We start from the raw sequence: 12,049 nt of genomic DNA on the forward strand, positions 1-12,049 counted from the left end.
GTTCATCTGCGGTTTAACTAAACCCTATTAAACTGAAGCCGTCACCTTATCTAAAGGCCGCACTTGACGGAGGAATTCGCGAAGTGCATCACCTTCCACCACCTCAGTTTCCAACAGTTTCTGCGTAATTGTTTCCAACAACTCTCGATTTGCTTTCAGAATATCCACAGCTTGCTGATGTGCAGTTTCAACAATTTCCTTCACTTCTTGGTCGATCGCCTCAGCAGTCTGAGCACTTACCGCACGGCGGGCATTTCCCATACCGTCATTGAGGAACATTGCTTGCTGGCCTCGATCGTAAGCTAGAGGCCCCAAAACCTTACTCATCCCGTAAGTCGTCACCATCCGTTCAGCTAAATCAGTCGCCCTTTGCAAGTCGTTTGAAGCGCCAGTAGTAATGCTACCAAACACCACTTCCTCAGCCGATCGCCCGCCCAACAAAGTCGCAATTTGACCCCGCAATTCCGACTCATCTAACAAGAAACGGTCTTCAGTCGGTAACTGCAAAGTATAACCCAAAGCAGCCATCCCGCGAGGGACGATCGAGATTTTGGCAACTTCGCCATTACCAGTCATCAAAGCGCCAACCATTGCGTGGCCGACTTCGTGATAAGCAACGATCGTTTTCTCTTTTTCATTAAGCACGCGGCTTTTCTTTTCCAAGCCGGCTACAATCCGTTCGATCGCCTCTGCAAAGTCTTCCTGTGCTACAGTTAGGCGTTTGTTGCGCGCCGCCAACAAAGCAGCTTCATTGACCAAATTTGCCAAATCTGCGCCGGAAAAACCGGGGGTGCGAGTGGCGATCGCCTTCAAATTAATATCCGGGCCCAGCTTCACTTTTTGAGCGTGAATGTTCAAAATTTCTTCGCGGCCAGATAAATCCGGGCGATCGACTAAAACTTGGCGATCGAAACGGCCAGGGCGCAACAAAGCAGCATCCAAACTTTCTGGGCGGTTAGTTGCAGCCAGCACAATTACCGTAGTATTGCCCGCCGCAAAACCGTCCATTTCAGTTAATAATTGATTGAGAGTTTGTTCGCGTTCATCATTCCCACCGAAGCTAGCGTTACTGCTACGAGATTTGCCGATCGCGTCCAATTCATCTATGAAAATAATACAAGGAGCCTGTTTCTTAGCCTGATCGAATAAATCTCTAACTCTTGCAGAACCAACACCTACAAACAGTTCCACAAACTCCGAACCCGATATGCTAAAAAACGGTACGCCAGCTTCACCAGCCACTGCTTTTGCTAACAGCGTTTTGCCAGTTCCCGGAGGCCCGACTAACAGCACGCCTTTCGGAATTCTCGCGCCAATTGCCGTAAAGCGATCGGGAGTTTTCAGGAACTCAACAACTTCGACTAATTCAGTTTTAGCCTCTTCTACTCCAGCCACATCAGCAAAAGTAATTTTCGCGGATTCGCCTTCTACATAGACCTTAGCTTTGCTTTTGCCCAGCGAGAGCGCGCCCTGCGGCCCGCCACCCTGCCTGTTCATGAAAAATTGAAAAATAGCCACAAAAATCAGCGGCGGAATCACCCAGCTTAAAACACTGCCAATCCAGCCATTTTTGGCAGGGGGAGTTGCCGCAAATTCAACGCCTTTTTCTTGCAAAAGTTTAGGAAGTTCCAGGTCAAAAATCGGCGTAGTTGACAGCACTTGACCGGGTTGATCGCCTTCGCCTTTTAGTTGGTAGCGAATTTCATTTTGACCTACCGAAGCTCGCGCTACATCTTGTTCTTGTACTTGATGGACGAACAAGCTGTAAGGCACTTGCGGAATTTGGGGGCCGAACAAATTCGGTAAAAAGATGTTTACCAGCAAAAACAAACTTGAGAGCAATAACAAGACATTGCTAATTTGTCGAAAACGAGGTGGTTGGGGCTGGTCTTTAATGGCCATTGATAACTGTCATCCTTTGATTTAAAGCCGTTTTATTCATCTATTTTCTCATCAAATACCCACACACTGTTAAGCGGATTTCCTCACTTTATCGGGTGGGTTAACCCGCTAGCACCGATGTGCTATTATTAACAATGTTTTTTTTAACGTACCGCGAAGACGCTAAGGACATGAACGAAGAGAAGAGAAGAGGGTTATAGTCTGTAGGGTGCGCCGAATAACACCGAATATTTAAGCAGCTTCCGGGTTTAACTGAATCATTTCCCAAGTGGTATAAGTGCCGATCGCACCCCAAATCACGTAAGGCAAAAGTAACAAAGCCGCGGTTTGAGAAATCGGCAAAACAGCCAACGTCAACACAGCTCCCACAATCTCGCCAGCCCCTCCCAAAATCGTCCCTACTTTGAGACTTTTGGCTCTGAGAGTAGCAGGAATATAAGCAACTGTTACAATTTCTAAAAGCAAGTACAAAGCCATCAGCAGCCATGTTTTAAGGCTCCCTGGCTCCTGTTCCCACACGACAGTAGCACTGCCTGCCCCGCAAGCAAAAATTACCGTCCAAATTAACGGAATAGCAGGCTCAAAAAACATCCAATCCGGTCTTTGAAGTTTAACGGCCCAGTTAATATCGCGGAGTTTAAAAAACAGAGTTCCGAAGGCGACTGAGAAAGTCACGCCCCCGATAATCATCCAAGATTCCATCATGGTTCTCAACTTTCAAATTGCTCGATCGCTCATTAAGTCGATCGTGCCAACTTCCAGCAGAACTTAGATCCGCCTTTAGTAATAACTTTTGTAAAGCCCTATGCAATTATTGCTAACCGCCAGACAAATTCTTAGCAAACTCTTCGCGTCCAGACTCCAAATTAGCTGGAACGCCGTTAGGGTAATTTTGTGCGATTAAAGCTTGCAATTTTTGAACTCGGTTTTCAGGGTTTGGGTGAGAACTCAAAAACTCCGGCGGCGCTTCGCCCTTCCTAGCAGCACCGAGGATTTGCATCACCTCAACAATACCTCTAGGATCGTAACCAGCTTCGGTCATAAACCGAAAACCGAGCTGATCGCTCTCAAGTTCATCCGATCTACCGTACCGCAAACCGACAACTTGATTGACAGCTTGAGCAATTAATGCAGCCTGCTGGCCCCCACCGCGATCGTCGCTAGTAGCCACCCCAACCGCCGTTACCAAAGACCTCCCGAACTGCTGTTTTGCCAAGTGTTCCGCACCGTGGCGCGCCACAACGTGACCGGCCTCGTGCCCGAGTATAGCAGCCAACTGAGCCTCGGAATTCAGCCGCCGCAGCAGCCCCGCAGTAATGAAAACTTGTCCCCCCGGTAAAGCAAAAGCATTGACAGTTTGGGCGTCTCGCAGCAGGTGGAATTCAAACGGATAACCTGCTTGTTTCGCCACCGAACCGTTGACAACTCGTTCGCCTACTCGATCGAGATACTGCTGAATACTCTGACTGGGATAAAGCCCCCCGTGCTTAGCGGCCATTTGATCTCGCGCCTGCAATCCCAAAACTATCTCTTGGCGGGGAGAAAGCTGCACTCGCTGTCTTTCTCCTGTTACCGGATTTTCTACGTCGTTTGTAAAATAGGTGATTGCCCCAAAAAATGCCATTAATAGCCCGATCGCGGCTCGAAATAAAAATTTATTCACAGGCTTTTACCTAAAAAGTTTAGCGAGTAGATTATCAGCCTGGCAGCTACCTCGACATCTGTCTGAAGTATTAATAAAGGAATATTGTGGTAGCAATTATTGCAGGACTTCTGAACAATGCTTTTTTTAACGAACCGCGAAGGCGCGAAGGACACAAAGGAAGAGAAGAGAAGAGAAGAGCGTTATATTTGTAAATGGTTGGTTAAGTGTTAGTTAATGATTATTACTTCACAATCGCTTTAAGATTCTCTCGCTCTTTTCTTCCTTCGCGCCCTACCCTTCGGGAACGGCTTCGCCGAACGCATCTTCGCGGTTCGTTAGTAAAAAAAAAATTACCCATTTCCAATGTTCCAAGCTACCCGCCGCCGCCTCGCTATTTGGTACACAGCCGTTACTGCTGTATTGTTACTTGTATTCGCCACTGGTTTCTATTTCTACGTCCGCAATACTTTGATCGATCGCATTGATGACACTCTCAATCATGTTGTCGAAGTAATAGAGCGAACTCTCGTTATCGAACCGCTAAATTTCCCTAATACCACAGATAAAATTAAATTGCAAGTTAATATTCAAGCGAGTTTTCGAGATAGCACCGATGCAGTAGAAGACGACCACATTGATTTAGAATGGTTCAGTCCTACGGGGGAATTGCTGTGGTCTACATTATCGGAACCGCTGAATATTCCCATTCACGCTAACCGTACTGGCGAAACAGTTTGGATAATTAATAATAAGTTACAGTCCGATCAAAACTATTCCCTCAGACAAGTAACGCAGCGAGTACAAAGCGGCCGCCAAGTTCTGGGATATTTGCGAGTCAGCCATCCTTGGTTTGAAGTGACAAAACCCATCCGCCAATTAATTCTCGATTTGATTTTGGGCGCGAGTTTAACTCTAATTTGCGTTGCAGCTATTGGCTGGCTGCTGTCGGGATTGGCTATGAAACCTGTGCGGGAATCTTACGGGCGTCTCAAACAGTTTACTGCTGATGCTTCTCACGAACTCAGAAATCCGATCGCCACAATTCAAACTAACGTCCAAGTAGCTTTGGCGGAACCGGATATTGAACCGCAGCAGTACCAACAGCTACAAGTTATCGAACGTCTCACGCGCCGTTTGGGGCGCTTGGTTGATGATTTGCTGTTTTTAGCCAGACAAGATAGCGGTATCGTTCAGCAGCAGTGGATTGAGGTTCCTCTCGACGCTTTACTGATGGAGGTAATTGAAGAACAACAGGCGATCGCCACTACCCAAAATCTCTCTCTTTCTTTGGAAATTGTCGATCTGCCCAACGCTGAGGACAACTTTACACTGTTGGGCGACTGGGATCAACTAGCCCGACTTTTTACGAATCTCGTCAGCAACGCCGTGCAGTACACCCCCTCTGGAGGTCAAATTCAAGTAGAATTGGAGGTGGCAGCTAAAAACAAAAGAAATTCGCCAATGTTACATCCAGCGCTGCAAATAAAAGTAACAGACACCGGCATCGGAATTTCCGCAGAAGCCCTGCCGCATTTATTCGATCGATTCTACCGCGCAGATCCCGCCCGCACCCACCGCAGCGCCGCCGGTTCCGGTTTAGGATTGGCCATCGCCAAAGCAATTGTCGAAAATCACCGCGGCCAAATCCGCATAGACAGCCAAGTCGATCGAGGTACCGCCGTTACCGTCGCCCTCCCCGCCCACAAATCAGAAGCATCTCGCCCCTAAAACTTCCCCTCCTCCTCTGCGCCCTCTGCGCCCTCTGCGGTTAAAAAAAAATCTACCCCTCAAGCCTGATTCTTCTTACCTCTGCCCCAAACCCAGCTATTAAAATTCAATTCACGCATAGATTAACATGAACTTTGTTGGAAAACCTCGATCGAACTCGTGAGGAGTTATTTATGTTTCGCCACAATCTACCGTTAAAAAAAATCAGCTTGCTAGCAGCCACCTGCGGAGGTTTACTCGTTAGTCTCGCAACACTTTCCCACGCCGGCGGCCCCCCGCCCCAACAAGGAAAACCCGTTTCCCAACCCGCAGAGACTCCCTCAGAGACTCCCTCAGAGACTCCCGCAGCCACTGAAGAACCCGTCAGCCAACCAACTCCGGCTGCAAGTCCGGGCCTCAGCGGGATGCCATCTACACCCACAGACGCGCCTCCCCGCTTTCCCCTGCCCAGTGCGCGAGTTACGCCTGCTGAAGGCGGGATAGTAATTAAACTGGTGAATACCACCAATGCTGTCATCAATTATCAAATCGTAGGCGTTACCCAGCCGCGCACTCTGGGCGAACAATCGGAAATTTTGCTTCAAACCCTCCCAGTGCCAATCACCCTCACTTACCAGCGCCCAGACGGCGGATTGGTGCTGGTTCGCCCCCAAGCAACCGCGATGCCGGGAATGTTGCAAGTCAGTTTCGGCGCGACAACTGAGGTGGCCGCTGATACAAAATCCCTGGAAATTCAGGAAGATGGGAGAGTATTTTTGAATTAGGTTAATTGGTTGACGGTTGACGGTTGACTGTTACCATTCGTGTCAACTTAAGACTAAAATCCATAATAAATATCGTTTATAGTTGAGTTTCGAGCCCCCCTAACCCCCCTTAATAAGGGGGGGACAAGAGTATTCTTACGTCCCCCCTAACTCGCATTAATAATAAAGGGGGAAGAGCATTCAAAGTCCCCCTTCTTAAGGGGGATTTAGGGGGATCGAAACTTCGATACCAACGAGATATTATACACAGGGTTTTAGTATTATGTTGACACCGATAGGCGGTTAGTAATTCCAAATTTCCAATTCCAAATTCCCAGTCAACCGTCAATCGCCGAGTAATAACGGAGGTAACTTAGTAAAAGGTAAATCCTCGTTGATTGCATCAATTTCTTCCTGTTCTCTTTCGTTGATTTGACCGATATAAGACTTGAGAATTTGCGCCAGACGGTTGTTATAAAATCGGTGCAAACTATAATTTGGCGTAGCTGGAAAGCCGCGCCGTTTTTTGTGCCTGCCGCCGGCACCTGGATCGAAGCTTTGGATGCCCCGATCGATCGCCCATTCGATCGGCGTATAGTAACAAGCATCGAAGTGTAAGCAGTCGATTTCCTGCAAACTTCCCCAATAACGCCCGTACAGTCGATCGCCCTTATACAAACAAAAAGACATTCCCACCGGCTGTCTCTCATCTTCCTTGTCGTAGGCGGCTACAAATAAAACTCGATCGCGATAATTGTGGTGCAACTGTTCAAAAAATCGCTTAGTCAGATACTTGCTTCCCCACCAACCAAATTTGTCGCAAGTATTCTCATAAAAAGCATACATTTGAGCAAACATGGCTTGGGGAATTTCATCGCCCGTCAGCGTTTTTACCAACAAACCAGCTTGGTCAACTGCTTTGCGTTCGCGTTTGATATTGCGGCGCTGGTTGGCATTAAATGCGCCTAAATAATTGTCAAAATTTTGATAGCCTTGATTTTGCCAAATATAACTGTGGTGCAGCCAACTGCTGAAACCGTGGCGTTCCATTCTTTCGCGCCATTCTGGATCGACATAAAGGAAATTGCAACCAGAGATATTGTGGCGATCGCAAAAATGGTCGATCGCGCTTACCATTACTCCGGTTAATTCGTCTTCATCTTCCCCCTCGGCAATCAAAAACCGATAGCCTTCAGCCGGAGTAAACGGCGTCATTCCCATCAATTTGGGATAATAGTGAACACCCAAACGTTGAGCTAAATCCGCCCATTGATTGTCGAATACAAATTCGCCGTAACTGTGACTTTTGACATAAAGTGGCGCGCAAGCAATCAACTGTTTGTCTCGCCAGACTGTTAAGTGATGCGGTAGCCAACCGGTTTTACCTGTCGCACTGCCCGAGATTTCGAGATTGTTAAGCCAATCCCATTCCAGAAATGGAGTTTTTAGTGGCATCGCCAGGGCATCCCACGATGCTTGCGGGATTTCGCCTATTTTGCTAATCCAGGCTACAGAATATTCAGGTTTTGGCTGTTTCAGCATAGGGAGATTTGAGCGTAGAGCGATCGAACTTTATTTAACTTAATATAATTTCCCCTGTTCCACACTTGTTACCAGGCTCTGCCTGGTAACGCAGATCCATAGGCTCTGCCTCGATTTTCCTTGCGCTGGCGAGGCAGAGCCTCGCTTACATGGGTTCCCAGGCAGAGCCGGGGAACCAGTTAAATGCGCGACTATCGATCGACCCGATAATGCAAAAATACCTCTTGTCCCACCTGTTTAACCGCCAAAAGCTCCAATTTCGGAGCTAAATCCGCCAAAAAACCCTCTCCCTCAACAGCCGTCGGTGCATCCGCCCCGCCCAAAATTAACGGGCACACCGTCAGCCAAAATTCGTCTATCAAGCCTGCAGCCAGCACAGAGGCTACGAGTTTTCCCCCGCCCAGAATCGCCAAGCGTGTGATACCGAAGCTTGCTAGCTGTTGAAACGCATCAATCCAATCAATCTCTCCACCTGCGGTTTTCGCATAGATAATTCGATCGAACTTAGTGTTTGTGATCGGGTAGGAAGAAAACATTGCCGTTTCCCCGTCTTTCGTCGGAAAAGGAGACGACAATGCCGTTTCCCTACAGTCTTGCCCCGTCAGCAGCCAGCGAGGCAGCGGTTGCTGGAAAAATCGCAAGTTTGGGTCAAATTCGGCCGATCGCGAACACACAATTTGCACAGGTTGTGGGGGCTTCCCTTGCAATTCCCTCTGTTTGACTAATTCCGGCGAAATTACTCTCATCGTCGTCCCATAAGCCTGTAACGTGCCGTTGCCGAACAAAACCGCGTCGCTTGCTGCTACTTGCTGTTCGAGGTGGGCTTTGTCGTTGGCAGAACCGAATCTCGCGGGCGATCGTACTGCATCTGCTATTTTACCGTCAGCACTAATCGCGAGTATTACTGTTGCGTGAGGTTCAGTCATGACTTATCAGAATTTCGCAGAACAACATTTAACTGTACCAATTCACAACTATTTGTAAAGTTTTTTTTCAACTCGAGCGTACTGCTTTTATTTGACGGATAATGTGGGTTTATTTATTTTGCAACCGCAGCGATCGCCCTACCAAAGTATTTACTTTTCTTTACAAACAGCAGACAAAAAACGGCGCGGAAAGTAAAAAATCCGTTGCAGACTTTAAATGCGCCGCGCGATCGACTAGAGTAAAAAAAATGGCTTGATCCGTTTATTCATCGCAAAGGAAAAAAAGCTCATGGTTCAACGCGGTTCTACAGTCCGGATTCTCCGCAAAGAATCCTACTGGTATCAAGAAGTGGGCACCGTTGCTACGGTAGACCAAAGCGGCATTAAATACCCAGTTATCGTTCGCTTTAACAGCGTAAATTATGCAGGCGTCAACACCAACAACTACGCCGAAAGCGAATTAGTGGAAGTGGCAGCGCCCAAAGCAAAAGCGAAAACAGGGACTCCAGTAGCTTCCGGCGGCAAACAAACCACGCTCGACGAGAAAACTCGGCAAACCGGCCAGGGTAGCCCCTCGCAGCAGCCGAAAACTACCGCGGACAGCAAAGCGGGCTCCGAAACCCCCGGCACCGTCCAAGGTTCGCCTCAAGGTCAAGGAACAGAACAACGCTAATTGTGCCAGAACTGCCAGAAGTTGAAACTATTTGCCGGGGTTTGAATCAAGCAACCCTCGATCGAGAAATGTTGGGCGGGGACGTGTTGTTAAACAGCACGATCGCCCGCTCAATCTCTGCGACCGATTTTTTGACAAAACTCAAAGGAAAGTCGATCGCCCGCTGGTACAGACGCGGCAAATATCTACTGGCAGAACTATCTCAATTCCCAGAAGGAGAAAGAGAGAAAGGGAAAGGGGGAGAATTTAGGGATCAAACTCCAAGCTCTTCCCTTCTTCCTTCTTCCTTCCTCCTTCCTTCAAAAGCCGGCTGGTTGGGCGTTCATCTGCGAATGACGGGACAACTGCTGTGGGTGAACCGATCCGAACCCCTGCAAAAACACGCGCGAGTGCGGCTTTTGTTTGAGGGAGACCAAGAATTGCGGTTTGTAGACCAGCGCACCTTCGGGCAAATGTGGTACGTGCCGGCAGAAACCGAGGTTTCGAGCACTGTCATCGGTCTGAAACTTTTAGGGCCAGAACCGTTTTCCGACGAGTTTACAACAGAATATTTGACCCGCAAGCTGCATCGGCGGGCGCGACCCATTAAAACAGCTTTGCTAGACCAGTCACTGATAGCCGGTTTAGGCAATATTTACGCAGACGAAACTTTGTTTTTGTCGGGAGTGATGCCCACAACTCTGTGCGCGGATTTGACCGCAGAGCAAATTGGACGCATCCATACAGCTATTATTCAAGTTTTACAGAAGGCGATCGAATCCGGCGGCACCACTTTTAGCAATTTTCTCAACGTCCAAGGTGTCAACGGCAACTACGGCGGCGTCGCTTGGGTGTACAATCGCGCCGGTCAACCCTGCCGCACTTGCTCCACAACCATCGAACGTATAAAATTAGCAGGGCGATCGACTCATTTTTGCCCCCTTTGTCAGACATAGGAAGCAGTCAATAGATTTTAGGCTTTAGATTTTAGATTTTAGATTTACCCCACGCATCGCACCCCTTTATTCCTTAGTCCGCTTGGAGTGGACTTCGTTTGTTTAGTAGCCATTTCAATCGCAGAGTGACTTTCAAGCCAAATCTAGATTAAAATTTGTATAGTTTTTTAAACTAAACAAAGCAAGTTATGGCAATCAAGAAAGGCAGTATAGTTCGCGCTGTACGCGAAAAATTGGAAAACAGTCTAGAAGCCAAAGCCAGCGACCAGCGCTTTTCCTCCTATATATTTGAAACAAAGGGCGAAGTGATGGATGTTCGCGGCGACTATGCCTTCGTCAAATTTGGCAAAGTACCCACCCCCAATATTTGGCTGCGGGTAGACCAACTCGAAGATTTTCAGTAACTCACCAAAACTAAACATCACTGTTCTTAATGTAGCGAAGGGTGCACACCGCGCACCTTTCCCCAATTAAGCTGATTGCTAAAAGCTAAAAGCTAAAATCTAAAATCTAAAATCTAAAATCCAATGAATTCTCCATCAAACCGCGTATCAATTATTGGTGCAGGCAAAGTCGGCAGTACGTTAGCCCAGCGAATTGCTGAGAAAAATCTGGCCGATGTAGTATTGCTAGATATTGTGGAGGGTTGGCCGCAGGGCGTTGCTTTGGATTTGATGGAAGCAAGGGGAGTGGAACGCCACGATCGCCAAATTGTTGGTACAAATGATTATACAGATACGGCAAACTCAAATATCATAGTAATTGCCGCCGGAGTGCCGCGCAAACCCGGTATCAATCGGGAAGATTTAATTAAAATCAATGCTCGAATTGTCACCGAAGCCACAAAAAAGGCGATCGAGCATTCTCCCGAAGCAATCTTAATCACAGTCACAAATCCCCTCGATATCATAACTTATTTAGCGTGGGAAGCAGCGGATTTGCCAAAACACCGAGTCATGGGGATGGGGGGAGTTCTCGACTCCGCACGCTTTCAAACTTTTATTGCAATGGAATGGGGCGTTTCAAATGCTGATGTCAATGCAACTGTCATCGGTTCTCATGGCGATTTGATGGTTCCTTTGCCCCGCTATTCTACTGTCAATGGTATTCCCATCAATCAACTTATGGATGCTGGGGCGATCGATCGAATCGTACAGCGGACTCGCCACGGCGGCGCCGAAATTGTAGAATTGATGAAGACTGGTAGTGCTTATTTTGCACCCGCATCTGCTGTCTGTTTGATGGTAGAATCTATTTTATTTAATCAGTCGCGACTCTTGCCTTGCTGCGTTTATTTGCAGGGCGAATACGGCGTGCAAAATATCTTTTTAGGAGTTCCCTGCCGCTTGGGATCTCAGGGAGTCGAACAAATAGTGGAACTCGAACTCAGCGATACCGAAAGAGCAGCCTTTATCGAGTCAGGCAAATTGGTTGCCGAAAATATTGAGGAAGCCAAGGCGATACTGAAAACTGCTTCTTAAGTTTGTAGAAGTTCGTTGATTATAGCAGCCGATCGCCACTTCAATATAATAATTTATATTGAGTATGACAGTGCGATCGATCTCTCGGAAGTTGGCTTTTCGGCTTTCAACCGCGCTTTTATAAAAACTATCATTTATCATGTTTGTTATGTTGTATTTCACAAGCTCAAAAATGGCAGCAAGGAACCGCTTGATAAATATAAAGTTTCCTCTCAAAAACTTGCTGAAAACGCAAAAACTGGCAAAAGCAGTTGAACTTGGTTTGTGCGACAATACCCTCATAGTTTCTGTAGGAATTCAAGCAAAAATCTGCCATCTTTTCTTTCCTACAAAACCAACAGCAGAAGCAGTTGGTTTTGGCTGATCTATCACTCCCGCTCGCATTGTCCAACAACACCGTGGCACTTTAAATGTAGAAAGCGAAATGCGAGTTTCTACGGAATTTCTCATTACTTTGACCAAACTTTAATATTC

12 protein-coding genes are annotated in these 12,049 nt (G+C 47.4%); 7 read left to right on the plus strand and 5 right to left on the minus strand.

The features are described from left to right. Positions 1-27: 27 nt before the first annotated feature. The 3 genes from ftsH4 to NDI35_RS07575 form a co-directional block, all read right to left on the minus strand. Positions 28-1,902: an ATP-dependent zinc metalloprotease FtsH4 gene (gene ftsH4, locus NDI35_RS07565; protein ID WP_445312185.1), complete on the minus strand. Its 1,875-nt coding sequence runs from the start codon at positions 1,900-1,902 to the stop codon at positions 28-30. 231 nt (positions 1,903-2,133) lie between these two features. Continuing rightward, positions 2,134-2,607: a TspO/MBR family protein gene (locus tag NDI35_RS07570; protein WP_445312186.1), complete on the minus strand. Its 474-nt coding sequence runs from the start codon at positions 2,605-2,607 to the stop codon at positions 2,134-2,136. A gap of 112 nt (positions 2,608-2,719) precedes the next feature. After that, the gene (locus NDI35_RS07575; protein WP_445312187.1) at positions 2,720-3,565 is read right to left on the minus strand and encodes a M48 family metalloprotease; all 846 of its coding nucleotides are present in this window, start codon (positions 3,563-3,565) and stop codon (positions 2,720-2,722) included. A 345-nt stretch (positions 3,566-3,910) separates the two neighbouring features. Here NDI35_RS07575 and NDI35_RS07580 point away from each other — a divergent pair, with 345 nt between their 5' ends. Together NDI35_RS07580 and NDI35_RS07585 are read left to right on the plus strand one after the other, a co-directional pair. After that, positions 3,911-5,275, plus strand: a complete 1,365-nt coding sequence (locus tag NDI35_RS07580) for a sensor histidine kinase (RefSeq protein WP_445312188.1) — start codon at positions 3,911-3,913, stop codon at positions 5,273-5,275. 173 nt (positions 5,276-5,448) lie between these two features. Beyond that, positions 5,449-6,039, plus strand: coding sequence for a hypothetical protein (locus NDI35_RS07585; protein ID WP_445312189.1), 591 nt, complete (start codon positions 5,449-5,451; stop codon positions 6,037-6,039). 324 nt (positions 6,040-6,363) lie between these two features. On the opposite strand, the gene NDI35_RS07590 is transcribed toward NDI35_RS07585, so the two are convergent. Together NDI35_RS07590 and NDI35_RS07595 are read right to left on the minus strand one after the other, a co-directional pair. After that, positions 6,364-7,560, minus strand: a complete 1,197-nt coding sequence (locus NDI35_RS07590; protein ID WP_445312190.1) for a GNAT family N-acetyltransferase — start codon at positions 7,558-7,560, stop codon at positions 6,364-6,366. A gap of 191 nt (positions 7,561-7,751) precedes the next feature. Further along, entirely contained in the window at positions 7,752-8,486 is a 735-nt protein-coding gene (locus NDI35_RS07595) for a RibD family protein (protein ID WP_445312191.1), read from the minus strand. Positions 8,487-8,775: 289 nt separating this feature from the next. On the opposite strand from NDI35_RS07595, the gene NDI35_RS07600 reads away from it, so the two are divergent. From NDI35_RS07600 to NDI35_RS07620, 5 genes are all read left to right on the plus strand, one after another. Next, complete coding sequence (locus tag NDI35_RS07600; RefSeq protein ID WP_190738280.1) at positions 8,776-9,159, plus strand: photosystem I reaction center subunit IV; 384 nt, start codon at positions 8,776-8,778, stop codon at positions 9,157-9,159. Between the two features lie 2 nt (positions 9,160-9,161). Continuing rightward, positions 9,162-10,094: a DNA-formamidopyrimidine glycosylase gene (locus NDI35_RS07605; RefSeq protein WP_445312192.1), complete on the plus strand. Its 933-nt coding sequence runs from the start codon at positions 9,162-9,164 to the stop codon at positions 10,092-10,094. Between the two features lie 188 nt (positions 10,095-10,282). After that, a complete protein-coding gene (locus NDI35_RS07610) occupies positions 10,283-10,498 on the plus strand; it encodes an NAD(P)H-quinone oxidoreductase subunit O (protein WP_333053996.1) in 216 nt (71 codons plus the stop codon). 123 nt (positions 10,499-10,621) lie between these two features. Further along, positions 10,622-11,575, plus strand: a complete 954-nt coding sequence (gene mdh, locus NDI35_RS07615; protein ID WP_445312193.1) for a malate dehydrogenase — start codon at positions 10,622-10,624, stop codon at positions 11,573-11,575. A 172-nt stretch (positions 11,576-11,747) separates the two neighbouring features. Beyond that, positions 11,748-11,939 (plus strand): hypothetical protein, encoded by a 192-nt coding sequence (locus NDI35_RS07620; protein WP_445312194.1) that lies wholly within the window; start codon positions 11,748-11,750, stop codon positions 11,937-11,939. The last annotated feature ends 110 nt before the right edge of the window (positions 11,940-12,049 follow it).

This window comes from Microcoleus vaginatus FACHB-2002, assembly GCF_040004035.1.
GTDB classification, from domain to species: Bacteria; Cyanobacteriota; Cyanobacteriia; order Cyanobacteriales; family Microcoleaceae; genus Microcoleus; species Microcoleus vaginatus_C.